Origin of the sequence: Kitasatospora sp. NPDC048722, from assembly GCF_040650235.1 — a bacterium.
Lineage (GTDB): Bacteria > Actinomycetota > Actinomycetes > Streptomycetales > Streptomycetaceae > Kitasatospora.
In genome coordinates this window covers 71758-95820 of sequence record NZ_JBEZGX010000003.1, presented here as the reverse complement: position 1 = coordinate 95820, position 24063 = coordinate 71758, and the positions used below count along the sequence as shown (strand labels likewise).

Here is a 24063-nt window from a genome sequence, read left to right as displayed (position 1 = left end):
GACCCTCACCCGGGCACCCGTCGGCCCGTCCCCGCCACGGGGTCGGCCTGGACGGCGGACCACTCCCCCACCGACCCGAACCGCTCCATCGTCCTCGCCGAGGACGGCACCGCCGCCGAACCCCCGGCCCGCGGCCTGCGCCGGGGGTCCAGCGCGACGTACGTGAGCACCGCGCCCAGCGCGGACAAGACGGCGAGCAGCAGGCCGAGGACGTGCAGCGCGCCGGTGAACCCCTCGGCCAGGGCCGCGCGTCGGGCCGCGTCCACCTGTCCCTGGACGGCCCGACCCGCGAGGTGCGCCGCCTCGCCGGGCGGGAGGCCCGGCAGGCGGGCGGCGGTCAGCGTGGTCAGGAGCGCCGCCGCCCCGGAGACGGCGACGGACTCGCCGGCGATCCGCATGGTGTTGAAGATCCCGGCGGCGGCCCCCGCGTGCTCGACCGGGACGGCGCCGACGGCCGCGTTGTCCATCACCCCGAACGCCAGCCCGACGCCGGCCCCGAACGGCAACAGCGCCGACCACAGCGCCTCGAACCGCACGAGCGCGAGCAGCAGCGCACCCGCCGCGATCAGCGCGGAGGCGGCGGTCAGCACCGCCCGTACCGAGGTCGCCGCCGCGAGCCGGCCCGCGACGAGGGGCAGCAGCAGCACGGGCGCCGTCATCGGCAGCAGCAGGAGCCCGCTGGCCAGGACGCTCCGGCCGCCCACGCCCTGGAGGTAGGCGGGGAGGTGGACCAGCAGCACCACGAAACCGAGGGTCACGGTGAAGGGCTGGCACACGACGGCGAGGAACTCGGGCCGCCGGAACAGCCGGACGTCGAACATCGCCCGCCCGGCCCGGCGCAACTCCACCACCCCGAACAGCACCACCAGCAGGACGGCCCCGCCGAGCGGCAGCAGCGTGCCCGTCGCCGTCCAGCCGGCCGCCCCCGCCCGGACGAGCGCGTAGGACAGGGCGGCGAGCCCGACGGTGAAGCAGAGCAGCCCGGCGAGGTCGAACCGCGGGCGCTCGGGGTTGCGCGATTCCGGCGCCCGGGTCGCCAGCAGCCAGGCCGGAACCGACCCGGCGGCGACGAGCAGGAAGACCGCCCGCCAGCCGGCCGCCTCCACCAGCGCGCCTGCCGCCGGCGGCCCCACCGCCAGGCCCGTCCCGAAGGACGTGCCCAGGATCCCGAACGCCAGCTGCCGGCGCCGCCCGGCCGTGGAGTGGGCCAGCACCGCCGCGCCCGACGCCAGGACGGCCGCGGCCCCGCACCCCTGCACCGCCCGCGCGCCGTCGACGACCGCCATCGACGGCGCGAGCGCGATCAGCAGCGACAGCCCGCCGACCAGCGCGATGCCGGTGAGCAGCACGCGGCGCCGGCCGAGCCGGTCGGCGAGGGCGCCCGCGGCGAGCGGCAGGGCGGCGAAGGTGATGTTGAAGGCGTTGAGCATCCACTGGGCGGCACCGACCGAGGCGTCCAGGTGCGCGGCCATGGTCGGCAGCGCGACGGCGGCGCCGGTCACCGAGAACGGCAGCATCGCGCTCGCGCAGCCGACCGCGCCGACCGTCGCCCAGTAACCGTCCCGGCTCCGGGAGTTGGGGGTAGTCATGGGTCGATCGTTCGCCAGGAAGGTCGGTGGATGAAGGGAACCCCGTTCCCTGGGACTGACAGGTCCAGGCACCCCCGCCGCCCCGCGCCCATACTGGAGCGCATGCCCGACCCGACCACCCTCGCCGGCAGCCTCGGCGACTACCTCCGCGCCCGCCGCGCCCTGGTGTCCCCCGCCGAAGCGGGCCTGCCGCCCACCGGCCGCCGGCGCGTGCCGGGGCTGCGCCGCGAGGAGGTCGCCGAACTCGTGGGCCTCAGCACCGACTACTACGTGCGCCTGGAGCAGGGCCGCGCCGACCGCCCGTCCGACGAGGTCCTCGACGCGCTGAGCCGCGCCCTCCGGCTCGGCACCGCCGAGCGCGCCCACCTGTACGACCTGGCGCGACCGCCCCGCCGAAATGCCCCGGTTTCGCGAACCGACGTGCTGCGCCCGGCACTTCGACGCGTCGTGGAAGCCATGTCGGCCACCCCGGCCGTCATCATGAACGACCGCAGCGACGTCCTCGCCTGGAACCGGCTGGCCGCCGCCCTGATCGCCGACTTCCCCCGACTCCCTCCGGGCGAGCGGAACATGGCCCGACGGATCTTCCTCGACCCGAACGCCCGCGAGGTCCACCTCGACTGGGAGGAGGCCGCGCGCACGACCGTCGGCATCCTCCGCATGGCCGCCGGGCGCCGCCCGCACGACCCCGGGCTCGTCCGGCTGGTCGGCCAACTCTCACTGGGAAGCGCCGAGTTCCGCACCCTGTGGGCCGGGCATCACGTGCACGAGAAGAGCCACGGGCCCAAGCGCTTCCGGCACCCCCTGGTCGGCGAGGTGACGCTCGACTACGAGACCCTCCAGGCCCCGGGCGCCGCGCACCACATGCTCGTCGTCTACACCGCGCCACCCGGGAGCCCGGCCGAGGAGTCGCTGCGCTTCCTCGACGGTTTCACAGCCGACAGTTCCACGGCCGGCAGCTTCACGGCCGGCCTCACAGCCTGACGGGCGTGGGCGCGGGAGCGGCCCGCGGCACGGCCGGCTCGGGAAGACCCCCCGCACCCCGGGCACCCGCCGCCGGCTCCGACCGAGTCCGTCAGCCGACCAGCGCCTCGACCTACCGGCGAGTTCGATCATGTGGCGCCACCCCTGCGTTCGCACGAACGGGAGGAAGTCGACCACCCGTCTGCATAACTATGCATAGATCATCATTTCTATAAAACGGCGTGTCGACCATGATGCATGATCAACTGCCCGAAGCTCAATTCCGGCTCAAATGGTGAACCTACTGACGAGTCACGTAATGTGCCCGAAACCCTCACACCCCCTACCAGCGAGAATGTCCGGAAAAGTAAGTAAACATTCAGTAATGAAATCTGTGCATAGGCCTATGAATAGCCCTACTGTGTGGCAACTCTCCAGAGCTGCTCCGCCTGCCGGGGCCCCCACACACAGAGAGAATTCCCATGGTCTCCACCAACCAGGTGTCCCCGCCGGGACAGAGCACCGGCTCCGGGTCCGGTACCACCCACCGGACGCTCCGCCGGAACGTCGGTCTGATCGGCCTCATGTGGGCCTCGGTCGGCTCGATCATCGGCTCGGGCTGGCTGTTCGGCGCCAAGAACGCCGTCACCGCCGCTGGCCCGGCCGCGATCATCTCCTGGGGCATCGGCGCCGTCGCGATCGTCCTGCTGGCGTTCGTGCACGCCGAACTCGGCGGGCTCTTCCCGGTCTCGGGCGGCACCGCGCGCTACCCGCACTACGCCTTCGGCGGGCTCGCGGGCATGTCGTTCGGCTGGTTCTCCTGGCTCCAGGCCGCCACCGTCGCCCCGATCGAGGTCGAGGCGATGATCGGCTACGCCAAGCACTGGTCCTTCGCCGACGGGCTCCAGAACACCAACGGCACCCTCACCACCAGCGGCTTCGTCGTCGCGACCGCGCTGATGGCGGTGTTCGTCGCGGTCAACTTCCTCGGCGTTCGAGTCCTTGCGCGTACGAACAGCGTGGCGACCTGGCTGAAGATCTTCGTCCCGCTTTTCACGATCTTCGTCCTCGCGATCACCAGCTTCCACAGCTCGAACTTCACCTCGCACGGCTTCGCGCCGTTCGGTGCCAAGGGCGTGCTCGCCGCGATCAGCACCAGCGGCATCATCTTCGCGCTGCTCGGCTTCGAGCAGGCCATCCAGATCGCCGGTGAGAGCCGCAACCCCAGGCGCGACATCCCCCGCGCCGTGCTCGGGTCGGTCGCCATCGGCACCCTGATCTACACCCTGCTGCAGGTCGTCTTCATCGGCGCCCTGCCGGTCAGCGCCTTCGCCAACGGCTGGGCCAAGCTCGACTTCCCCGGCATCGACGGCCCCTTCGCGGGCCTGGCCACCCTGGTCGGCCTCGGCTGGCTGTCCTGGGTGCTGTACATGGACGCCATCATCTCCCCCGGTGGCACCGGCCTGATCTACACCACCGCCACCTCGCGCATCTCCTACGGCCTGAGCCGCAACGGCTACGCCCCGCAGAGGTTCGAGCGCCTGGACAAGAACGGCGTGCCGTGGTTCGGCCTGATCATCTCCTTCGTCACCGGCGTCATCTGCTTCCTGCCCTTCCCCAGCTGGCAGGAGCTGGTCGGCTTCATCACCTCCGCCAGCGTGCTGATGTACGCCGGTGCCCCGCTGGCCTTCGGTGCCCTGCGCCGCCGCCTGCCGAACCGTGAGCGCTCCTACCGCCTCCCGGCGGGCGGGGTCGTCTCGCCGGCCGCGTTCGTGGTCGCCAGCCTCATCATCTACTGGTCCGGCTGGCAGACCCTGTCCCGCCTGGGCATCGCGATCGTGCTCGGCTACGTCCTGCTCGGCAGCTACGCGGCCTACGCGATCAAGAAGGGCCTGCCGAACGCCCCGCGCCTGAACTGGAAGGCCGCGCAGTGGCTGCCGGTCTACCTGCTCGGCCTGGGCCTCATCTCCTGGCAGGGCGGTTTCGGGGACGGCACCGGCCGGATCCCGATGTGGTACGACATGGGCGTCGTCGCGGTCTTCGCGCTCGGCATCTACTACTGGGCGATCCGCGTCGCCCTGCCGGCCGAGGAGATCGAGCGCGAGGTCGCCGACGTGGAGGTGGTCGACGCGGGCGGTCACTGATCCGCGGGACGAGGCTGACTCCTCGCTCCCGGCCGGCCGCTCCCGGCCCCGAGGCCCCCACCACGAGGCCCCGGCCACGGGATCCCGGCCACGAGATCCTGACCGAACGCCCCTGAACTACCGAGCCTGACGCACCCCAACGGCGGGCCCGCCGGTCGAGCAGCGACCGACGGGCCCGCCCGTGCGCGTCATCCGTGCCTGTCAGAGGCCGAGCACGTCCCCGTGCGCGTCAGAGGCCGAGCACGTCCCCGTGCGCGTCAGAGGTCGAGCACGGCCTTCAGCGCCGCCGCCACCGCCACCTGCGGATCGTCGACCGCCCCCGGCGAGCGCCACGCGACGAAGCCGTCCGGGCGCACCAGCACCGCGCCGTCCGGGCCGATGCCGTGCAGCTCGGCGAAGTCCGTGCCCGGCTCCGGAGCCAGGTCGTCCTCCGCGTCGTCGCCGATCCGGTACACGTCCATCGGAACGGCCAGCTCGTCCGCCGCCCGCCGGGCGCCCGCGCGCCAGGCCTCGCCGTCCGCCCCGGTGAGCAGCACCATCGCCTGCTCGTACAGGTCCAGCGTGGACAGCCGGACGCCCGCGCACACCAGCCACTGGTGCGGTGCCCGACTGCCGGGCTCGCCGGCCGACTCGAACTTCTCCGGGACGACCTCGCCCTCCGGGTCCGCGCCGGCCACCGCGCCCTGCGGGTAGCGGTACCCGAGCGCCACCGCCAGCACGCCGGCCTGCCGCCCGACGCCCGGCACGACCGCGTACCCGGGGTGGCTGTGCTCGGCCGAACGGGCCGAGGCCCGCTCGCTGGTCACCCGCGCCACCGGGCGGCGCTCCCGCCCGTACGTCTCCAGCAGACCGGGCCCGGCCCAGCCGCACAGCACGGCTGCCAGCTTCCAGGCCAGGTTGTGCGCGTCCTGGATGCCGGTGTTGGAGCCGAACGCGCCGGTCGGCGACATCTCGTGCGCCGAGTCCCCGGCGAGGAAGACCCGCCCGGTGCCGTAGCTCTCGGCGACCCGTTCGGCCGCGTGCCACGGCGCCCTGCCGGTCACCTCGACGTCCAGCTCCGGCATGCCGACGGCGGTGCGGATGTGCCGCTCGCACCGCTCGTCGGTGAACGCCTCCAGCGGCTCGCCGTGCTCGGGGTGCCACGGCGCGTGGAAGACCCACTCCTCCCGGTTGTCCACCGGCAGCAGCGCACCGTCCGCCTCCGGGTTGGTGAGGTAGCAGGCGATGAAGTGCCGGTCGCCGACGGCCTCGGCCAGCCGCTTGGCCCGGAAGGTGATGCTGACGTTGTGGAACAGCTCGCCCTTGCCGGTCTGCCCGATGCCCAGCCGCTCGCGCACCGGGCTGCGCGGGCCGTCCGCCGCCACCAGGTACTCCGAGCGCACCACCCGCTCCTCGCCGGTCTCCCGGCTGCGCAGCACCGAGGTGACGCCGTCGGCGTCCTGCTCGAAGGAGACCAGCTCGGTGCCGAAGCGGATGTCGCCGCCGAGGTCGCGGGCCGCGCTCAGCAGCACCGGCTCCAGGTCGTTCTGGCTGCACAGGCACCACGAGCTGGGGCTGAAGCGGGCCAGCCGCCCGCCCGGGTCGATCTCCCGGAACAGCCACTCCTGCTCGGCGCCGGTCAGCGAGGGCGCCTGCAGGATGCCGTGGTTCGGGGCCAGCACCGAGGCCGCCTCACGGATCGCCGGCTCGATCCCGGCCACCCGGTACAGCTCCATGGTGCGGACGTTGTTGCCTCGGCCACGCGGGTGACGCGAGGTGTCGGCGTGCTTCTCGACCAGGAGGTGTCTGACCCCCAGCCGGCCGAGGAAGAGCGAGGCCGACAGCCCGACCAGCGAGCCGCCCACGATCAGGACCGGCACCCGGTCGTCTACCTTCGGATTCATCAATTGCTCCACCCTGTAAGGGGATTCCGCGGCCCGGCACGTGGGCCCGGCGCCGCCCTCGAAGGGGCCCGCAGCGGCGGCCGCCCCGGTCTTCCATCCCCCGCCGGAGCCGGCTTGTGCAGCCCCTTCGCCCGGATGGCCCGCAAATCTCGCGCGCCCCTGGACGGGCCGCGCACGATCGACCTCAGGCCTGGCGCCGACGGCCCGGGCCGACCGCCATCGCACCGCCCTCCCCCGGGCCGGGAGCGCCCCGCCGGACGCGGCCGGAGTACGGCCCGCAGCGTGCGGCCCAGAGCAGAAAGTGGATCATGACAACTCTGTCCGAACCGCAGGCGCCGCAGCACGCCGAGTCCGAGACCCGGCTGCGGGTCGTCCTGATGCTGGAGATCCAGGACGGCGCGCAGCAGCGCTTCCTGGACGTCTACGAGCAACTGCGCCACCAGGTGGCCGCGGTGCCCGGCCACGTCAGCGACCAGCTGTGCCAGTCGATCAACGACCCCCGGCAGTGGCTGATCACCAGCGAGTGGGAGGACCAGGAGACGTTCCTGCAGTGGGTCGACAGCGACGCCCACCGGGAGATGGTCAAGCCCATGCACGGCTGCGTCAGCGACAACTTCCGCTCGATGCGCTACGTCGTCCTGCGCGAGACCTCCGCCGCCGGCGGCGCCACCGGCACCCGGGCCCCGATGGAGGTGCCGCCCGGCCTGCCGCGCACCGAACCCGCCGGCCACGTCGGCCCGCCCAAGGCCGAGCCCGGCCCCGACGGGGTCGTCCGCCACGCCCTGACCTTCACGGTCAAGCCCGGCAGCGAGCCCGAGGTGGCCCGGATCCTGGCCGGCTACACCTCCCCCAAGGCCGACGTCGACGAGCACACCCGGCTGCGCCGCACCTCGCTCTTCATGCACGGCAACCGGGTCGTACGGGCCGTCGAGGTGACCGGCAGCCTCGGCGACGCGCTGCGCCACGTCGCGATGCAGCCCGAGGTGCGGGCCGTCGAGGAGGCCATCAACCCGTACCTGGAGGAGGCCCGGCAGCTCGGCGACCCGCAGTCCGCGCGCGCCTTCTTCGCCCGCGCCGCGCTGCCGGCCAAGGAGCAGGCGATCGCCACCGCGCCCTCGTCCGGGCGGCTGCACCGGCACGCCGTGCTCTACCCGGTCCGCCCGGGCTCCGGCAAGGCCGTCACCGAGCTGCTGGCCGACCACGACGACCTCGCCACCGCAGACCCGACCGGCCCGGTCGCGGCGAGCACCGTGTTCCAGCGCGACGACGTCGTCGTGCGCCTGGTGGACCTGCGGGTGCCCGCCGAGGCCGACCCGGGCGCCGCGCTCGGCGTGGCCGGCGACGCGGAGGCCGCGGCGCTCGCCCGGCTGCTCGACCTCGGCGCGGAGGGCGACCTGCGCACCACCGCCGGCCTGCGCGCGTTCCTTGCCGCCCGCAGCATGACCCCGATCACCGACCGCAGCTCGCAAGCGAACTGACGATCCGTCATCTTTCCGGAGGAAACACCATGTCCACGCAGTACCCACGGATCGTCCACGTCGACGAGGCTCCGGAGAACCGCCGCCACGGCGCCGAGCTGCGCACCATGCTCACCCCGACCACCTGCGGGGCGACCAGCGGCTTCATGGGCCTGGCCATCGTCCGGCCCGGGGAGCGGATCGCCGAGCACTACCACCCGTACTCCGAGGAGTTCGTGTTCGTCGTCTCCGGCGACCTCGAGGTGGACCTGGACGGCGAGACCCGCGTCCTCAAGCCCGACCACGGCCTGATGATCCCGATCAACATGCGCCACCGCTTCCGCAACGTCGGCACCACCGAGGCCCGGATGGTCTTCCACCTCGGGCCGCTCGCCCCGCGCCCCGACCTCGGCCACGTGAGCACCGAGGAGCACGCCGGCACGGACGGGTCCGCCGCGTCCGGCCCGCCGGAACACGCCAAGGTGGCCTCGTGACCCGGCGGGTCGCCGTCACCGGGATCGGCGTGGTGGCGCCCGGAGGGGTCGGGGTCCCGGCCTTCTGGGACCTCCTCACCGCCGGCCGCACCGCCACCCGGGGCATCACGCTCTTCGACCCCACCGGGTTCCGCTCCCGGATCGCCGCCGAGTGCGACTTCGACCCGGCCGCGCACGGGCTCGGGCCCGAGGACGTCCAACGGGCCGACCGCTACGTGCAGTTCGCGATGGTGGCGGCCGACGAGGCGGTCGCCGACGCGGGACTGGACCTCGCCGCCGAGGACCCGTGGCGGATCGCCGTCTCGCTCGGCACCGCCGTCGGCGGGACCACCCGGCTGGAGCACGACTACGCCCTGGTCAGCTCGGCCGGCGCCCGCTGGGACGTCGACCACCGGCAGGCCGAGCCGCAACTGCACCGGGCGTTCGCGCCCAGCACGCTGGCCTCCGCGGTCGCCGAACGGATCGGCGCGCACGGGCCGGTGCAGACGGTCTCCACCGGCTGCACCTCCGGCCTGGACGCGATCGGCTACGGCTTCCGGGCCGTCGAGGAGGGACGCGCCGACATCTGCGTCGCCGGCGCCTCCGACTCCCCGATCTCGCCGATCACCGTCGCCTGCTTCGACGCCATCAAGGCCACCAGCGAGCGCAACGACGACCCGGCGCACGCCTCCCGCCCCTTCGACGCCCACCGGGACGGCTTCGTCCTCGGCGAGGGCGGCGCCGTCCTGGTGCTGGAGGAACTGGAGCACGCCCGCCGCCGCGGCGCCCGCGTCTACGGCGAGGTCGGTGGCTTCGCCACCTACGGCAACGCCTACCACATGACCGGCCTCACCCAGGAGGGGCTGGAGATGTCCCGGGCGATCGACGACGCGCTCGCCCACGCCCGGGTGAACACCACCGACGTCGACTACGTCAACGCGCACGGCTCGGGCACCAAGCAGAACGACCGGCACGAGACCGCCGCCGTCAAGCGCTCGCTCGGCCGGCACGCCTACGGGACGCCGATGAGCTCGATCAAGTCGATGGTCGGGCACTCGCTCGGCGCGATCGGCGCCATCGAGGTCGTCGCCTGCACGCTGGCGCTCGCCCACGGTGTCGTGCCGCCGACCGCCAACTACGAGACTCCCGACCCGGAGTGCGACCTCGACTACGTGCCGCGCACCGCGCGCGAGCTGCCGCTGAGCCACATCCTCTCGGTCGGCAGCGGATTCGGCGGATTCCAGTCCGCCGTCGTGCTCAGAAGAACGGGGTGAGATCCATGACGTCACGTCAGCAGGGCCGCCGGGCGGTGGTCACCGGCATCGGCGTGGTCGCACCGAACGGTGTCGGGACCGACGCCTTCTGGAAGGCCACCAGGCAGGGCGTGAGCGTCCTCGACCGGATATCCCGCGAGGGCTGCACCGCGCTGCCGCTGCGCGTCGCCGGACAGGTGCGGGACTTCGACCCGCAGGCCCTCATCGACAGCCGCTACCTGGTGCAGACCGACCGCTTCACGCACTACGCGATGGCCGCCGCCGACCTGGCCGTGGCCGACGCCCGCTTCACGCCGGACCCGGAACAGCCCTACGCCGTCGGCGTGGTGACCGCGGCCGGCTCCGGCGGCGGCGAGTTCGGCCAACGCGAGCTCCAGCAGCTCTGGGGCCAGGGGCCCCGGTTCGTCGGCCCCTACCAGTCCATCGCCTGGTTCTACGCGGCCAGCACCGGACAGATCTCCATCCGCGGCGGCTACAAGGGGCCCTGCGGCGTCGTCGCCAGCGACGAGGCCGGCGGCCTGGACGCGCTCGCCCACGCCGCCCGCTCGATCGAGCACGGCGCCGACGCGGTGGTGGCCGGCGCCGCCGAGGCCCCGCTCGCGCCGTACTCGATGGTCTGCCAGCTCGGCTACCCCGAGCTCAGCCTCGCCCAACAGCCCGACCGGGCCTACCTGCCGTTCACCGCGCAGGCCTGCGGCTTCTCCCCCGCCGAGGGCGGCGCGATGCTGCTACTGGAGGACGAGCGGACCGCGCGGCGCCGCGGCGCCGCCGTCCGCGCCCACCTGGCCGGGCACGGAGCCACCTTCACCGGCGCCTCCCGGTGGGAGGAGTCCCGCGAGGGCCTGGCCGCCGCGATCCGGACCGCGCTGGACGAGGCCCGGATCGCACCCGAGGAGGTCGACGTGGTCTTCGCGGACGCGCTCGGCGTCCCGGCCGCCGACCGGGCCGAGGCCCTCGCCCTCGCCGACGCCCTCGGCCCGGCCGCCGAACGCGTCCCGGTCACCGCCCCCAAGACCGGTACCGGCCGCGCCTACTGCGGCGCCCCGCTGCTGGACGTCGCCGCCGCCATCCTCGCCATGGAGGACGGCGTGCTCCCTCCCACCCCCAACGTCACCGAGGTCTGCCACGACCTCGCCCTGGTGACCGGCCGCGCCCGGCCGGCCGAGCTGCGCACCGCGCTGGTGCTCAGCCGCGGGCTGATGGGCTCCAACTCCGCGCTGGTGCTCCGGCGCGGGGAGCGGTCCTGAACCACCCCCGTTCTGAGAAGGGACACCCCCGTGAGCAACACCCTCAGTTACCCCGAACTGGCCGCCCTGCTCCAGGCGCGGGCCGGCGTCACGGTCGAACCCGACGAACTGGAGCGCCCCGGCTCCTACTTCGACGACTTCGGCGTCGACTCGCTCGGCCTGCTCGGCGTCGTCGGCGAGCTGGAGAACCGGCACGGCCTGAAGGTCACCTCGGGCGCCGAGTCCGCCAAGACCCCGGCCGAGTTCGTGCAGCTCGTCAACGCCTCCCTCGCGACGAAGGCCGGTGCCTGACATGCCCGGACACACCGACAACGAGATCGTCATCGCCGCTCCGCTCGACCTGGTCTGGGAGATGACCAACGACCTGGAGAACTGGCCGGACCTGTTCAGCGAGTACGCCTCCGTCGACGTCCTCGAGCGCGACGGCGACAGCGTCCGCTTCCGGCTCACCATGCACCCGGACGAGAACGGCCAGGTGTGGAGCTGGGTCTCCGAGCGCACCACCGACAAGTCCTCGCTCGCGGTGCGCGCCCGCCGGGTCGAGCCCGGCCCCTTCGAGTTCATGGAGATCCGCTGGGAGTACGCGGAGGTCCCGGCCGGGACGAGGATGCGCTGGATCCAGGACTTCGCGATGAAGCCCACCGCCCCGGTGGACGACGACGGCATGGTCAACCACATCAACAAGAACTCCCGGATCCAGATGCAGCTGATCCGCGAGAAGGTCGAGCTGCGGGCCGGGGAGAGGTGAGCGGCGTGCACCGCGCACTGATCGTCGCCCGGATGAAGCCGGAGGCGGCCCCCGACATCGCCGAGGTGTTCGCCGAGTCCGACCGGGGCGAGCTGCCGCACCTGATCGGCGTGACCGGCCGCAGCCTCTTCCAGTTCGGCGACGTCTACCTGCACCTCATCGAGGCCGACCGCCCGCCGGGCCCGGCCGTCGCCAAGGTCGTCGGACATCCGGAGTTCCGGACCGTCAGCGACCGCCTCACCGCCTACGTCCAGGCGTACGACCCCGCCACGTGGCACGAACCCAAGGACGCGATGGCACGCGAGTTCTACCGCTGGGACCGCTGAGCTCCACAGCGCCCCCGCGACCCTTTGGGCCCGCTCCCGGCCACCCGCCGGGGGCGGGCCCACGCATGCCCGGACCCGCCCGCCCGCGCCGACGGTTCGTGGACGCCGTAATCCCGGTTCACCCGTACCGCCCGCGCACTCGGGTGAACACGCCCGGGAGTCCATCCGAAAGGCGCACCGGGCGCGCGGGGCCTGCACGCCTCCGGTGGCAGGCGGCGGCACGGTGGTTGACGGTGGATCAGGCGCATTCCCCGCGAGTCCCCTTGCCCGGCACCCCCGCCGGGCGTCGCGGGCCAGCGCGCCGGAAGGATCATCCTCATGCGTTCTGCACGCACGCTGCTCGCCGGGGCGGCCGTCGCCGCCGTCCTGACCGTCGGCACCCCCCTGGCCTTCGCGGACGGATCCGCGGACCAGGGCAAGAACCTCACCTGGCAGGAGAAGCAGCCCGACAAGGGCACCGGCTCCGACGAGCACAAGGGCAACGACGACCACAAGGGCACGAGCGACCACAAGGGCTCCTCCGCCTCCGAGGAGCACAAGGGCTCGGACGAGCACAAGGGCTCGGACGAGCACAAGGGCTCGGACGAGCACAAGGGCAACGACGCCTACGGCGACAAGGGCGAGGAGCACAAGGCCCCGCACGGCGGCGTGCACACCGGCGGCGGCGGCCTGGCCCTGTCCGGCGGCGGTCTGGCCTCGGGCGCGGTCCTGCTGCTCGGCGGGCTCGGCGCGGGCGCCCTCGCGCTGCGCCGCGGCCGCCGGACGGCCGGCGCCGTCGCCTGATCCCCTCCGCCGCCCCTGGGCGCCGCCCCGCCACCGCGGGGGGCGCACGGGGGCGGCGGGCCGTCCAGCGGACGCCGTTCCGGAAAGGTGGGCTTCGGTGCTTCCCGTCCCAGGTACGTCCCGGCTGCTGCGCGTCGGCATGAGCGCGGCGGCGGTCGGCGTGCTGCTGATGTACAACTCGGTGGACTCCCGAACCGCCGACGAGTCCTCGTCCGCCGAGGCCGCTCCCCCGGCCGCCACCGCACCGGCCGCCCCCGGCCCGTCGGCGCCGCCGGCCGCGGCGGCCAAGCCGGGCCCCACGGCCGCCGCGGGCGCACCGGCGCTGAAGCGGTCCAAGCCGACCCGGCTGCGGATCCCGCAGATCGCCGTGGACGCCCCTTTCACCGAGCTGACGCTCGGTCCGGCGGGCCAGCTCAACGCCCCGCCGCCGGACGACAAGAACCTGGTCGGCTGGTACAAAGGCGGCGTGACCCCGGGCGAGCGCGGCAGCGCCGTCGTCGCCGGCCACGTCGACACCACCAAGGGCCCGGCGGTGTTCCTGCTGCTGAGCCTTCTGCTGCCGGGCAACAAGGTCGAGGTGGCGCGCGCGGACGGCACCGTCGCGGTGTTCTCGGTGGACTCCGTCGAGACCTTCGCCAAGAACGCCTTCCCCGACCAGAAGGTGTACGGGAAGACGCCGGACGCGCAGCTGCGGCTGATCACGTGCGGCGGCGTGTACGACAAGAAGCGCCGGGACTACCTCGACAACGTGGTCGTGTTCGCACACCTGGAGTCGTCGCACCGGGCTTGAACGCCGAACGGCCGCTGCTCCCCTGCGAGTCGGGGAGCAGCGGCCGTTGCGCGCGGTGAGCGGCTCAGCCGCGGACGGTGGCCTCGAAGGCGTGCAGGTAGGGGTTGACCGGGCGGACGTCGGAGACGTCCAGGCCGGCTTCCTCCATCAGCCGGACCAGGCTGTCCTTGGAGTGCTTGGCGCCGCCGACGTTGAGCAGCAGCATCAGGTCCATCGCGGTGGTGAAGCGCATGGACGGGCTGTCGTCGACGAGGTTCTCGACGACCACGACGCGCGCGCCCGGCCGGGCCACGGCCACGACGTTTCCGAGGGTGCGGCGGGTGCTCTCGTCGTCCCACTCCAGGATGTTCTTGATGATGTAGAGGTCGGCGCGGACGGGGATGTCCTTGCGGCAGTCCCCGGGCACCAGGCGGGCCCGCGCGGAGAACGCGCCGCCGTCCTGGAGCCGCGCGTCCGCCCCGGCCACCACCTTGGGCAGGTCGAGCAGGGTGCCGTGCAGCGCCGGGTGCTTCTCCAGCAGGCTGGCGAGCACGTGGCCCTGGCCGCCGCCGATGTCCGCCACCGAGTCGACGCCGGTGAGGTCCAGGTAGTCGGCGAAGTCCCGGGCGGACTGCCGGCTGGAGGTGGTCATCGCCTTGTCGAAAACCTTCGCCGAGTCGTGCGCGTCGCTGTGCAGGTAGTCGAAGAACTCCTTGCCGAACAGTTCGGGGAAGACGTTGCGGCCCGAGCGCACCGCCTCGTCCAGCTTCGGCCAGGCCTCCCAGGTCCACGGCTCGGTGCACCACAGGGAGATGTAGCGCAGCGAGTTGGGGGCGTCCTCGCGCAGCAGGCGGGACATCTCGGTGTGCTCGAAGCGTTCCTCACCGGGCTCGGCGGGCTCGGCACGCTCGGTGGTCGCGGTGGTCCCGGGGGTCCCGGTGGTCTCGGCGAAGATGCCGTAGCAGGTGAGGGCGCGCAGCAGGCGGCGCAGCGGGCGGGGTTCGGTGTCGAGCGCGGCGGCGAGCTCGGTGACGGTCATCGGGGTGTCGCCGAGCGCGTCGGCGACACCGAGCCGGGCGGCGGCCCGGACGGCCGCGGCGCAGGCGGCGCCGAAGACGAGCTCGCGCAGGCGCATCGCGGCCTGGGGGCTGGTGTGGGCGGGTGCGGTGGTCATGGGCGGTCCTTACGGGTGGAAGCGGCGGTATCAGCAGCGGCCGGAGGGCTCGGAGACGGCGCAGGTGTTGCGGGCGAAGGTGTTACCGGTGCCGGTGTCGCGGTCGGCGAGGTCCGCGGGGCCGTTGCCGCTCAGCGTGTTGCCGATGACGGTCGCACGGGTGTTGGGGATGCCGACGACGCTCTTGAACAGCACGATGCCGCCGGAGAAGTCCGTGCGGCCGACGTTGTCGTGGACCTCGTTGTCGGTGACCCGGGCGTCCTCGGTGCCGGTGAGCACGATGCCGGCGCCCTGGATGGCGCCGAGGCGGGGATTGGCGGGGCAGAACTTGTTGTTGGCGACCACCCGGTTCTTCCTGATGTCCAGGTCCCCGGCTCGGGGCACGCCCTCGTCGCCGACCACGAAGACCCCACTGCAGTTGCCGCTGATCTCGTTGCCCTGGACGGTCAGCGCGCGCAGCCGGCGGACGGTGACGCCGACCCGGTTGCCGGAGAGCTCGTTGCCCTCGACGCGGGTGCCCCCGGTGTCGGGCGCGCCGCCCTCGCGGTAGGCGTAGTTGGCGAGGAAGACGCCGGACTGGCCGTTGTCGGTCGCGCGGTTGCCGAGGATGACGGCCCTGGTGGAGATCTCCTGGCTGATGCCCTGCTGGCCGTTGTCGTGGACGTAGGTGGCGCGGACGGTCAGGCCGGTGGTGCCGCTGGCGTCGATGCCGTTCTTGGCGAAGCCGGTGACGGCGAGGGCCTCGATGGTGACGTCGGACAGCGGGGCCGCCTCGGTGCCGTCCACACAGACGCCGTGCCCGGCGGCGGCGCACGCGTTCTCGGTGCCGGTGCCGGGCACGATCATGCTGGCCGGGCCGGCGCCGCGCAGGGTGAGGCCGGGGGTGGTGATGCGGACGCTGCCGCGGTACGTGCCGGGCAGGACCTGGACGGTGTCGCCGGGCCGGGCGGCGTCGACGGCCCGCTGGATCGATTCGCCCGGGTGGACGAGGAGCAGGGCGCCTTCGTCCGCGTGGGCGGGGGTGGCGGCGAGGACGGTGGTCAGGGCGGTGGTCAGGGAGCAGACCGCGGCGGTGGCCGCGGCGAGGTGGTGGACCCGTCGCGTGGGCATGTGTGGTGACCTGTTCTCTTCCTCCGCGCAAGGTCCGGGCCGTGGGCGCGGGCGGCTCTCACGCGGTGTGCGGGACTCGTGACGGTCGGTGGGGATGACCGAACCGACGCTATGGGTGCCCGGGTGGGCCCGCCACCAGGGCTGGGCTGCGGGACTGACGGGACGTCGGCCGGGCGGGCGGACGCCGCCCCCGAGGTGTGCGGGCCCGTTTTCGGGACACGCCCGGCCGCGTGGCATGCTCGGGGCCGTGAACAGCACCGCTCTCGTACCGCCAGCCGCCACCACCCGCAACCCGATCGGCGCCCACGTGCCGGTCGCCGCCCGCGGGCTGGCCGGGACCGGCCTCGCGTACGCGCGGCGGGTCGGCGCCGAGACGGTCCAGGTGTTCGTGGCGAATCCGCGCGGCTGGGCCACGCCCCCGGGCAACCCCGCGCAGGACGAGGAGTTCCGCGCCGCGTGCGCCGAGCAGGGCGTCCCGGCCTGGGTGCACGCGCCCTACCTGATCAACTTCGGCTCCGACAACCCCGCGACGAGGGAGCGTTCCGCCGTCTCGCTGCGCCACTCGCTGCTGCGCGGCCACGCGATCGGCGCCCTCGGCGTCGTCCTGCACACCGGCTCCGCCGTCGGCACCGCCCCCGGCGGCGGATCCCGCCGGGTCGAGGCGATGGCCCAGGTGCGGGCGGACGTCCGGCCGCTGCTGGACGAACTCGACGCGCTCGGCGACGACGCGCCCTGGCTGCTGCTGGAGCCGACGGCCGGCCAGGGCAGCTCGCTCTGCTCCCGCATGGAGGACCTCGCCGGGTACGTGGAGGCGTTGGAAGGCCACCCCAAGGTCGGCGTCTGCCTCGACACCTGCCACGCCTTCGCGGCCGGGCACGACCTCGCCGCACCGGGCGGCGTCACCGCGGCGCTGGACGCGCTGGTCGCCGCCGCCGGTCCCGGCCGGCTGCGGCTGATCCACGCCAACGACTCCGAGGACGTCGTCGGCGCGCGCAAGGACCGGCACGCCAACATCGGTGCGGGGATGATCGGCGCGGAGCCGTTCCGCGAACTGTTCGAGCACCCGGCGACGGCCGGCGTGCCACTGGTGGTCGAGACGCCCGACCGCAAGCACGGCGGGGACGGCACCGGGCACGCGATGGACATCACCGCCCTCAAGGAGCTGCGCGAGCGGGCCGCCGTCCGGGTGTAGCCGCCCGGGTGCCGTAGCGGGGCCCTGCTCGGGCTGCCGGTCGGCACCGGCGGTGCGAGGCTGTGGAACGACATCACCGCCACCGGCCCCTGGGGGTCCCGCCATGACCGCGCCCCGACCGACCGCGCGGACCACCGCGACGACGATCGCCACCCGACTCGCCGCGCTGCCGTGCGGCCGCCGCGGCAAATGGGTGGTGCTGGCGATCTGGCTGATCCTGCTGGTCGCCGCCGGCCCGCTCGCCGGGAAGCTCATGGGCGCCGAGGACAACCAGGCGTCCAGCTGGCTGCCCGGCAACGCCGAGTCGACGAAGGTCCTGAACGAGCAGCGCGCCTTCCAGCCGATCGAGACCGCCCAGGCCGTCGTCGTCTACGACCGCCCCGGCGGGCTCACCCCCGCCGACCGCGCCCAGGGCGCCCGGGACGCCGTCACGTTCGCGACCGCCCCGCACGTCCTCGGGCCGGTCATCGGACCGGTGGTCTCCGGCGACGGACAGGCCATGCAGACGATCGTCCCGATCGACGTCGGCACCAACGGCTGGAACGACCTGAGCCCCGCCGTCGACAGCCTGCGCGCCACCGCCGCCGCCGACAGTCACGGCATGACCACCCACGTCACCGGCCCGGCCGGGGTCGGCGCCGACCAGGCCAAGGCGTTCGCCGGCATCGACAGCTCCCTGCTCGCCGCCACCGTCAGCGTCGTGATCGTCCTGCTGCTGCTCACCTACCGCAGCCCGGTGCTCTGGACCCTCCCGCTGATCTCCGCCGCCGGCGCGCTCACCGTCTCCGAGGCCGTCATCTACCTGCTGGCCGAGCACGCCGGACTCACCGTCAACGCGCAGAGCGCCGGCATCCTGGTCGTCCTCGTCCTCGGCGCGGGCACCGACTACGCCCTCCTGCTCACCGCCCGCTACCGCGAGGAGCTGCGCCGCCACGAGGACCGCCACGAGGCGATGGCGTTCGCCCTGCACCGGGCCGGGCCCGCCATCCTGGCGTCCTCGGCGACGGTCGTCGTGTCGATGCTGTGCCTGCTGATCGCCGAGATGAACTCCACCCGCGGCCTCGGACCGGTGTGCGCCATCGGGGTGCTGGTCGCACTGGCGGCCATGCTCACGCTGCTGCCGGCGCTGCTGGTGATCACGGGACGGTGGGTGTTCTGGCCGGTCAAGCCCGCCTACGGCACGCCCGAGCCGACGAGGACGGGCCGCTGGGCGCACATCGGCACGTGGATCGCCCGCCGCCCGCGCAAGGTCTGGGTCGGGACGGCGCTCGCGCTCGCGGCCTGCTGCGTGGGGCTGGTGTCCCTCGACGCCAACGGGCTCGGCACCGCCGCCTCGTTCACCGGCACGCCGGACTCCGTCGTCGGCCAGCAGGTGCTGGAGCAGCACTTCCCGGGCGGCACGGGCTCACCGCTCACCGTGATCTCGACGGCGGCGGACGCCGGCGCCGTACGGGCCGCCGCCCAGTCGACGCCCGGCGTCGCCGGGACGTCCGTGCCCGTGACGCACGCCGGGCAGGCCCTCTTCCAGGCCACGCTCACGGACCCGCCGGACAGTCAGGCGGCGAAGGACACCGTGGACCGGGTCCGCACCGCCGTCCACGCCGTCCCGGGCGCCGACGCCAAGGTCGGTGGCAACACGGCGGTGATCCTGGACGCCGGCCGGGCCGCCGGCAACGACAACCGGGCGATCATCCCGCTCGTCCTCGTCGTCGTCCTGGTCATCCTGGCGCTGCTGCTGCGGGCCGTCACCGCGCCGCTCGTGCTGATCGCGACCGTCGTGCTGTCGTACGCGGCGACGCTCGGCATCAGCGTGTTCTTCTTCGAGCACGTCTTCGGGTTCCAGGGCGAGGACAACGCGTTCCCACTGTTCGTCTTCGTCTTCCTGGTCGCCCTGGGCATCGACTACAACATCTTCCTGATGACCCGCGTCCGCGAGGAGTCCGCGCACCACGGCACCCGCCACGGGGCGGTCGCGGGCCTCGCCGCCACCGGCGGCGTCATCACCTCGGCGGGGCTGATCCTCGCCAGCACCTTCGCCGTGCTCGGCACCCTGCCCGTCGTGGCACTCGCCGAGATCGGCTTCGCCGTCGCGCTCGGCGTGCTCATCGACACCCTGGTGGTGCGGTCGGTGCTGGTCACCGCGCTCACCGTCGACCTCGACCGGCACATCTGGTGGCCGAGCCCGCTCTCCCGGCCGTCCGAGGTCCGGGAGGTGGAGCCGAGCGCACACGCGTGAGCCCGGGGAGCGCCGAACACTCCCCGGGCCCACCCGCCGGATCAGCTGGATCAGCAGTCCCCGATGCAGGCGTCCTCGCTGTGCTCGTGGACGTTGAGCCAGTTGGCGTGCGGGCCGAAGAGGCCGACACCGGCCGAACCCGACTCCAGGCTCTGGCCGGACGACGAGTCCGACGCGTGCCAGTGCGCCATCGCCGGCGCCGGCGCCGCGAAGGCGGCGGCACCCGTCACGGCCGCGATCACGGCGAACTTGCGGATGTTTCCACGAAGCGACATCAGATGTCCTTTGGGTGGTCTCTGGTCTCTGGCTTGAAGAAGTGCCCCGGGGCCGGCCAGACGCACACCCGGCCGCCCCGCGGGCACCAGCACAGATTTGCACACGAACCCGCACGAACCCGCCCACGCCGCAACCCCGCTGGGGCAACCGGGTGACCGATCTCCCTCGCCCGGGTGAAGGCGGACCCCGGGCCTCACCCGAACGGCCGTCAGTGCTGCGCGGTGGCCGCGAGCGAGAAGTCGGCCCGCCCCCGGGATTCGGGCAGTCGGCGCACCGGTTCGCGGACGAGCCGGCCCCGTGGGCGACTTGGAGCGCCGACCCGCCGCCGCCCGACACCGACGGATCGTCGACGGACCTCAAGTCGGCGACGCCCCAGGCTCCTTGATCGGCCACGCCCCACGCACGCCTCCATCGGTCAGTTCCGAACCCGGGGAAGTCACCTGCCAGACCCCGCCGCGAACGGGGTTCGGCCCCGCGGCCGGCTTCGACCGGGCACGGGCCGGCGCGGCGCGACTGCCGGACACGGCGGCGGGCACCAGGGCGCTCAGGACGACTTCGGCGGTGGTGCGCTTCACGGGACTCCACGGTCCGGGGATCGGCAACCGCCCGATCATGCCGGACGGCGCGGCGACGGGCGCCACTCGGACGGGTCCGGTCGACGGGCGGGGGGCAGGGGTTGTGACTACGGTGCGGTGCGAGGGGGTCACCGAGCGAAAGGCGAGTGGGTTTCATGGCCGGCAAGTTCGAGCTGTACACCGACGAGACCGGGATGCACCGGTTCCGGCTCAAGGCGAGCAACGGGTCGATCGTCGTGACGGGCGACCCGCAGGAGAGCCGGGACGACTGCATCCGGAGCATCGAGTCGATCCGCAAGCTCGCGCCGTACGCGGAGCTCAAGGAGGCGGCCGCCGGATAGCGGACCCCCGTGTGCGGGTCGGCGGTGCAAATCGCCGACCCGCGTTCGTTTGTACGACAGATCCCTTTGGCCGAATACATGCCGGGCGCGGTCACAACACTGGCATGCGCGTCGTCATCGTCACCGAGTCGTTTCCGCCCGAGGTCAACGGAGTCGCCCACAGCGTGCTGCGGACGGCCGAGCATCTGGTCCGCCGGGGCCACCACCCCCTCGTCGTCACTCCCGCTCCCGCGCGCGGTGCCGAGTGCCCGCCGCACACGTTCGGCGCCGGCACGGACGCGGCGCAGCTGCCGGTGGTGCGGGTACCGTCTGTGCCGCTGCCCGGCTACCCGCAGGTGCGGGTCGCACTGCCGAGCCGGCGGCTGACCGCCGCGATCGCGGCGCACCGGCCGGACCTCGTGCACCTGGCCAGCCCATTCGTCCTCGGGGCGCGCGGGATGCAGGTCGCGGCACGGCTCGGGGTGCCCGCCGTCGCCGTCTACCAGACCGACCTCGCCGGGTACGCGCACGCCTACCGGGCGGGGCGCGGGCTCGGGGAGGCTGCCGCCTGGCACCGGATCCGGAGCGTCCACCGCGCCGCCGTCCGGACGCTGGCGCCGTCGACGCCCGCCGTCCAGGACCTCACCGCGCACGGGGTGCCCCGGGTGCAGCTCTGGCCGCGCGGGGTGGACTCGGTGCGGTTCCACCCCCGGCACCGCGACGAGGCCCTGCACCGGGCGCTCGCCCCGGGCGGGGAGGTGCTGGTCGGGTACGTGGGCCGGCTGGCACCCGAGAAGCGGGTCGACCTGCTGGCCGCCGCCTCGGCGCTGCCCGGGGTGCGGGTGGTGGTCATCGGGGACGGGCCGTCCGCCCCCGGCCTGAAGTCCTCGATGCCCGGCGCGGTGTTCCTCGGGCGGCGGACCGGCGAGGAACTGGCGCGGTGTTTCGCCACGCTGGACGTCTTCGTGCACACCGGCCCGCTGGAGACCTTCTGCCAGACCATCCAGGAGGCGATGGCGAGCGGCGTGCCGGTGGTCGGACCGGCCGCCGGCGGCCCGCTGGACCTCGTCGCCCACCACCGGACGGGCCTGCTCGTGCCGCCCCGGGACGGCGCGGCCGTCGCCCGCGCGGTGGCCGGGCTGGCTGCCGACCCGGAGCTGCGGGCCGCTTACGGACGGGCCGGGCGCGCCGACGTGACCGCCCGCACCTGGGAGGCGGTCGGGGACCTGCTGCTGCGGCACTACGCGGAGGTGCTCACGGAGCACCGCGGGGTCGCGGTCCCGTCACCCGCCGCTCCCCCGATGGTGGACGTGCCGCAGACCGGGCCGGCAGCCGTCACCGAGGAACTGCCGGCATGAACGGGACCGCGGGCAGGGACGCGGACGGCATCACGGACGGGACCACGGGCAGGAACACGGACGGGACCGCGGACAGGAACACGGACGGGTCGCTGCGGATCGTGCGGCTCGCGAACTTCGTCACCCCGGTGTCGGGCGGGCTCCGGACGGCGCTGCGACACCTCGGCGCCGGGTACCGCGCGGCCGGGCACCGGCCGGTGCTCGTCGTGCCCGGCGAGCGGCGCTCCGAGGAGGAGACCGAGCAGGGCCTCGTGGTCACGCTGCCCGGGCCGGTGCTGCCGGGTAGCGGCGGCTACCGGCTGCTCACCGACCGCCGGGCGGTGGCCGCCGAGCTCACCCGGCTCTGCCCCGACCGGCTGGAGGTCTCCGACCGCACCACCCTGCGCTGGACCGGCGACTGGGCCCGGCGGCACGGGGTCCGCTCGGTGATGGTGTCCCACGAGAGCGCCGCCGGGGTGCTCGGCACGTGGGGAGTGCCCGGTCCGCTCGCCGCCCTGGCCGCCGACCGGCTCAACGCGGCGACGGCGCGCGCCTACGACACCGTCGTCTGCACGACCGACTGGGCGGCGGCCGAGTTCCGTCGCCTCGGTGTGCCCAACCTCGCGCACGCCCCGCTCGGCGTGGACCTGGACACCATGCGCCCCCTGTCGGCACCCGCGCGGGCGCACGAGCGGGCCCGGTACGCCGACCCGGACCAAACGCTGCTGGTGCTGTGCTCGCGGCTCTCGCAGGAGAAGCGGCCCGAGCGCGCGATCGAGGCGCTCGCCGAACTGCGGACGCGGCGGGTGCCCGCGGTGCTCGTGGTCGCGGGCACCGGTCCGCTGCGGGAACGGCTCGCGGCGCGGGCCGACCGGTTGCGGCTCCCGGTGCGCTTCCTCGGGCACGTGAGCCGCCGGGAGGCGCTGGCCCGACTGCTGGGCTGCGCGGACGCCGCGCTCGCGCCCGGCCCCGTGGAGACCTTCGGGCTGGCCGCCATGGAGGCGCTCGCGTGCGGGACACCGGTGGTGGCCAGCCGCTCCTCGGCGCTGCCGGGGCTGGTGGGTCTCGCGGGAGCGGCCGCCGCCGACACCGGCGAGGGATTCGCCGCCGCGGTGGGGCGGTTGCTGGCGCGGCCGGAGGACGCCCGGCGGGCGGCAGCCCGGGCGCGGGCGGAGCGGTACGCGTGGCCGGCGGCGGTGGCCGCGTTCCTGGCGGCGCACGGGGTGCCCCCGCTCCGGCGCCGGGAAGGGGTTCGGGATGAGCGTGCTCGACGCGGCGCATGAGTGGACGGCGGACGGGCGGCGTCCCGCGGGCGAGCCGGTGCGGTTCGTCGCGCTCGGCGACTCGCTCACCGAGGGCGTCGGCGATCCCGTCGGGGACGGCTGGCGAGGGTGGGCCGCCGTGCTGGCCAGGTCACTGGCACCGGCGGGGACGGCCGTCGAGTTCACGAACCTCGCCCGGAGCGGTGCCCTGACGACCGACCTGACGGTAAGCCAACTTCCGGAGGCGCTGGAGCGCAGGCCGGAGCTGGCGGCGGTGGTGGTCGGCGGGAACGACACCCTGCGGGCCGGCTTCGACATCCGCCGCACCGCCCTGGAGCTGGACGCCACCCTCGGCGAACTGTCAAGCCACGGTGCCCGGTTGCTCACCGCCTGTCTGCCGGACCCCGGGACGCTGCTGCGGCTGCCGGCTCCGCTCGCCCGGCCGCTGGCCCGGCGGATGCGGGCGGTCAACACCGTCGTGCACGCCCTCACCACGCGCCACCGCGCCGTGCACCTGCACATCGCCGATCTGCCCTGGCGCGAGGAGCGGCGGCTGCTCAGCGTCGACCGCCTGCACCCCAGCGCCGAGGGACACCGGCTGATCGCCCGCCGCTTCCACGCACTGCTGGCCGCCGACGGCCGCGACCTCGGCCCCGCCCCGGGCGGCGAACCCGCCGAACGCCCGCCCGGCCGGGCCGCCGACGTGTGGTGGATGGCCACCCGGGGCACCCGCTGGGTCGCCGCCCGCAGCACCGACCTCCTCCCGGGGCTCCTGGCCCTCGCGACGGCCGAGGGCCTCGCCCGCCTCCGCGGCGCGACCGGCCGGCACGACGAACAGATGGCCCGGGCGGCGGCCCGGGCCCTGGCCGCCCTGGGATGAGGGCGGCTCCCCGGGCCGAGGGCGCTCGGGCGTGCCTTTCGGATC

At 74.1% G+C, this 24063-nt stretch carries 22 protein-coding genes; 17 read left to right on the top strand and 5 right to left on the bottom strand.

Annotated features, from left to right (window positions below; all coding sequences use genetic code 11):
• Positions 1 to 5 precede the first annotated feature (5 nt).
• On the bottom strand, positions 6 to 1589 hold the full coding sequence (locus AB0C76_RS03820; RefSeq protein WP_359959181.1) for an MFS transporter: 1584 nt from the start codon (positions 1587 to 1589) through the stop codon (positions 6 to 8).
• A gap of 102 nt (positions 1590 to 1691) precedes the next feature.
• Here AB0C76_RS03820 and AB0C76_RS03815 point away from each other — a divergent pair, with 102 nt between their 5' ends.
• Both AB0C76_RS03815 and AB0C76_RS03810 read left to right on the top strand, forming a co-directional pair.
• Positions 1692 to 2573: a helix-turn-helix transcriptional regulator gene (locus tag AB0C76_RS03815; RefSeq protein WP_359959178.1), complete on the top strand. Its 882-nt coding sequence runs from the start codon at positions 1692 to 1694 to the stop codon at positions 2571 to 2573.
• Between the two features lie 461 nt (positions 2574 to 3034).
• A complete protein-coding gene (locus tag AB0C76_RS03810) occupies positions 3035 to 4696 on the top strand; it encodes an APC family permease (protein ID WP_359959176.1) in 1662 nt (553 codons plus the stop codon).
• 257 nt (positions 4697 to 4953) lie between these two features.
• Here the strand turns inward: AB0C76_RS03810 and AB0C76_RS03805 are convergent, their stop codons facing one another.
• Entirely contained in the window at positions 4954 to 6579 is a 1626-nt protein-coding gene (locus tag AB0C76_RS03805) for an FAD-dependent monooxygenase (RefSeq protein ID WP_359959173.1), read from the bottom strand.
• 308 nt (positions 6580 to 6887) lie between these two features.
• On the opposite strand from AB0C76_RS03805, the gene AB0C76_RS03800 reads away from it, so the two are divergent.
• The 9 genes from AB0C76_RS03800 to AB0C76_RS03760 all read left to right on the top strand — a co-directional run bounded on the left by AB0C76_RS03800 (position 6888) and on the right by AB0C76_RS03760 (position 13677).
• Positions 6888 to 8057, top strand: coding sequence for a SchA/CurD-like domain-containing protein (locus AB0C76_RS03800; RefSeq protein WP_359959171.1), 1170 nt, complete (start codon positions 6888 to 6890; stop codon positions 8055 to 8057).
• 29 nt (positions 8058 to 8086) lie between these two features.
• A complete protein-coding gene (locus AB0C76_RS03795) occupies positions 8087 to 8530 on the top strand; it encodes a cupin domain-containing protein (RefSeq protein ID WP_359959169.1) in 444 nt (147 codons plus the stop codon).
• Positions 8527 to 9783, top strand: coding sequence for a beta-ketoacyl-[acyl-carrier-protein] synthase family protein (locus AB0C76_RS03790; protein ID WP_359959166.1), 1257 nt, complete (start codon positions 8527 to 8529; stop codon positions 9781 to 9783). Before AB0C76_RS03795 ends, AB0C76_RS03790 begins: the two co-directional genes overlap by 4 nt.
• Before the next feature lie 5 nt (positions 9784 to 9788).
• Complete coding sequence (locus AB0C76_RS03785; protein ID WP_359959163.1) at positions 9789 to 11030, top strand: beta-ketoacyl synthase N-terminal-like domain-containing protein; 1242 nt, start codon at positions 9789 to 9791, stop codon at positions 11028 to 11030.
• A 30-nt stretch (positions 11031 to 11060) separates the two neighbouring features.
• Positions 11061 to 11321: an acyl carrier protein gene (locus AB0C76_RS03780; RefSeq protein WP_329932013.1), complete on the top strand. Its 261-nt coding sequence runs from the start codon at positions 11061 to 11063 to the stop codon at positions 11319 to 11321.
• Position 11322: 1 nt separating this feature from the next.
• Positions 11323 to 11778 carry an SRPBCC family protein gene (locus tag AB0C76_RS03775; RefSeq protein ID WP_359959159.1) on the top strand — a complete coding sequence of 152 codons (456 nt, stop codon included), beginning with the start codon at positions 11323 to 11325 and terminating at the stop codon, positions 11776 to 11778.
• A 5-nt stretch (positions 11779 to 11783) separates the two neighbouring features.
• On the top strand, positions 11784 to 12104 hold the full coding sequence (locus AB0C76_RS03770) for a TcmI family type II polyketide cyclase (RefSeq protein WP_359959156.1): 321 nt from the start codon (positions 11784 to 11786) through the stop codon (positions 12102 to 12104).
• Positions 12105 to 12422: 318 nt separating this feature from the next.
• Complete coding sequence (locus AB0C76_RS03765; RefSeq protein WP_359959153.1) at positions 12423 to 12887, top strand: hypothetical protein; 465 nt, start codon at positions 12423 to 12425, stop codon at positions 12885 to 12887.
• A 139-nt stretch (positions 12888 to 13026) separates the two neighbouring features.
• Positions 13027 to 13677 carry a class F sortase gene (locus AB0C76_RS03760; RefSeq protein ID WP_359959643.1) on the top strand — a complete coding sequence of 217 codons (651 nt, stop codon included), beginning with the start codon at positions 13027 to 13029 and terminating at the stop codon, positions 13675 to 13677.
• Positions 13678 to 13741: 64 nt separating this feature from the next.
• On the opposite strand, the gene AB0C76_RS03755 is transcribed toward AB0C76_RS03760, so the two are convergent.
• Positions 13742 to 14830, bottom strand: a complete 1089-nt coding sequence (locus AB0C76_RS03755) for a methyltransferase (protein WP_359959150.1) — start codon at positions 14828 to 14830, stop codon at positions 13742 to 13744.
• Between the two features lie 30 nt (positions 14831 to 14860).
• Positions 14861 to 15940, bottom strand: a complete 1080-nt coding sequence (locus AB0C76_RS03750; protein WP_359959147.1) for a right-handed parallel beta-helix repeat-containing protein — start codon at positions 15938 to 15940, stop codon at positions 14861 to 14863.
• Positions 15941 to 16175: 235 nt separating this feature from the next.
• On the opposite strand from AB0C76_RS03750, the gene AB0C76_RS03745 reads away from it, so the two are divergent.
• Both AB0C76_RS03745 and AB0C76_RS03740 read left to right on the top strand, forming a co-directional pair.
• Positions 16176 to 17132: a deoxyribonuclease IV gene (locus tag AB0C76_RS03745; RefSeq protein WP_359959144.1), complete on the top strand. Its 957-nt coding sequence runs from the start codon at positions 16176 to 16178 to the stop codon at positions 17130 to 17132.
• 103 nt (positions 17133 to 17235) lie between these two features.
• Complete coding sequence (locus AB0C76_RS03740) at positions 17236 to 19368, top strand: MMPL family transporter (protein WP_359959141.1); 2133 nt, start codon at positions 17236 to 17238, stop codon at positions 19366 to 19368.
• Positions 19369 to 19418: 50 nt separating this feature from the next.
• Here the strand turns inward: AB0C76_RS03740 and AB0C76_RS03735 are convergent, their stop codons facing one another.
• Complete coding sequence (locus tag AB0C76_RS03735; protein ID WP_359959138.1) at positions 19419 to 19643, bottom strand: hypothetical protein; 225 nt, start codon at positions 19641 to 19643, stop codon at positions 19419 to 19421.
• Between the two features lie 731 nt (positions 19644 to 20374).
• On the opposite strand from AB0C76_RS03735, the gene AB0C76_RS03730 reads away from it, so the two are divergent.
• The 4 genes from AB0C76_RS03730 to AB0C76_RS03715 all read left to right on the top strand — a co-directional run bounded on the left by AB0C76_RS03730 (position 20375) and on the right by AB0C76_RS03715 (position 24018).
• Positions 20375 to 20560 (top strand): DUF1508 domain-containing protein, encoded by a 186-nt coding sequence (locus tag AB0C76_RS03730; RefSeq protein WP_359959135.1) that lies wholly within the window; start codon positions 20375 to 20377, stop codon positions 20558 to 20560.
• Positions 20561 to 20664: 104 nt separating this feature from the next.
• On the top strand, positions 20665 to 21897 hold the full coding sequence (locus AB0C76_RS03725) for a glycosyltransferase family 1 protein (protein ID WP_359959133.1): 1233 nt from the start codon (positions 20665 to 20667) through the stop codon (positions 21895 to 21897).
• Complete coding sequence (locus AB0C76_RS03720) at positions 21894 to 23159, top strand: glycosyltransferase (RefSeq protein ID WP_359959130.1); 1266 nt, start codon at positions 21894 to 21896, stop codon at positions 23157 to 23159. Before AB0C76_RS03725 ends, AB0C76_RS03720 begins: the two co-directional genes overlap by 4 nt.
• On the top strand, positions 23134 to 24018 hold the full coding sequence (locus AB0C76_RS03715) for an SGNH/GDSL hydrolase family protein (protein ID WP_359959127.1): 885 nt from the start codon (positions 23134 to 23136) through the stop codon (positions 24016 to 24018). The genes AB0C76_RS03720 and AB0C76_RS03715 overlap by 26 nt, the downstream gene beginning before the upstream one ends.
• Positions 24019 to 24063 lie beyond the last annotated feature (45 nt).

Bases quoted from the DNA above. Each gene is read 5' to 3' on its own strand.
- AB0C76_RS03745 (WP_359959144.1), top strand. From the start codon at position 16,176: ATGCTCGGGGCCGTGAACAGCACCGCTCTCGTACCGCCAGCCGCCACC.
- AB0C76_RS03775 (WP_359959159.1), top strand. From the start codon at position 11,323: ATGCCCGGACACACCGACAACGAGATCGTCATCGCCGCTCCGCTCGAC.
- AB0C76_RS03795 (WP_359959169.1), top strand. From the start codon at position 8,087: ATGTCCACGCAGTACCCACGGATCGTCCACGTCGACGAGGCTCCGGAG.
- AB0C76_RS03815 (WP_359959178.1), top strand. From the start codon at position 1,692: ATGCCCGACCCGACCACCCTCGCCGGCAGCCTCGGCGACTACCTCCGC.
- AB0C76_RS03720 (WP_359959130.1), top strand. From the start codon at position 21,894: ATGAACGGGACCGCGGGCAGGGACGCGGACGGCATCACGGACGGGACC.
- AB0C76_RS03785 (WP_359959163.1), top strand. From the start codon at position 9,789: ATGACGTCACGTCAGCAGGGCCGCCGGGCGGTGGTCACCGGCATCGGC.
- AB0C76_RS03755 (WP_359959150.1), bottom strand. From the start codon at position 14,830: ATGACCACCGCACCCGCCCACACCAGCCCCCAGGCCGCGATGCGCCTG.
- AB0C76_RS03810 (WP_359959176.1), top strand. From the start codon at position 3,035: ATGGTCTCCACCAACCAGGTGTCCCCGCCGGGACAGAGCACCGGCTCC.
- AB0C76_RS03715 (WP_359959127.1), top strand. From the start codon at position 23,134: ATGAGCGTGCTCGACGCGGCGCATGAGTGGACGGCGGACGGGCGGCGT.
- AB0C76_RS03740 (WP_359959141.1), top strand. From the start codon at position 17,236: ATGACCGCGCCCCGACCGACCGCGCGGACCACCGCGACGACGATCGCC.
- AB0C76_RS03800 (WP_359959171.1), top strand. From the start codon at position 6,888: ATGACAACTCTGTCCGAACCGCAGGCGCCGCAGCACGCCGAGTCCGAG.
- AB0C76_RS03725 (WP_359959133.1), top strand. From the start codon at position 20,665: ATGCGCGTCGTCATCGTCACCGAGTCGTTTCCGCCCGAGGTCAACGGA.
- AB0C76_RS03765 (WP_359959153.1), top strand. From the start codon at position 12,423: ATGCGTTCTGCACGCACGCTGCTCGCCGGGGCGGCCGTCGCCGCCGTC.
- AB0C76_RS03805 (WP_359959173.1), bottom strand. From the start codon at position 6,579: ATGAATCCGAAGGTAGACGACCGGGTGCCGGTCCTGATCGTGGGCGGC.
- AB0C76_RS03735 (WP_359959138.1), bottom strand. From the start codon at position 19,643: ATGTCGCTTCGTGGAAACATCCGCAAGTTCGCCGTGATCGCGGCCGTG.
- AB0C76_RS03820 (WP_359959181.1), bottom strand. From the start codon at position 1,589: ATGACTACCCCCAACTCCCGGAGCCGGGACGGTTACTGGGCGACGGTC.
- AB0C76_RS03760 (WP_359959643.1), top strand. From the start codon at position 13,027: ATGAGCGCGGCGGCGGTCGGCGTGCTGCTGATGTACAACTCGGTGGAC.
- AB0C76_RS03730 (WP_359959135.1), top strand. From the start codon at position 20,375: ATGGCCGGCAAGTTCGAGCTGTACACCGACGAGACCGGGATGCACCGG.
- AB0C76_RS03750 (WP_359959147.1), bottom strand. From the start codon at position 15,940: ATGCCCACGCGACGGGTCCACCACCTCGCCGCGGCCACCGCCGCGGTC.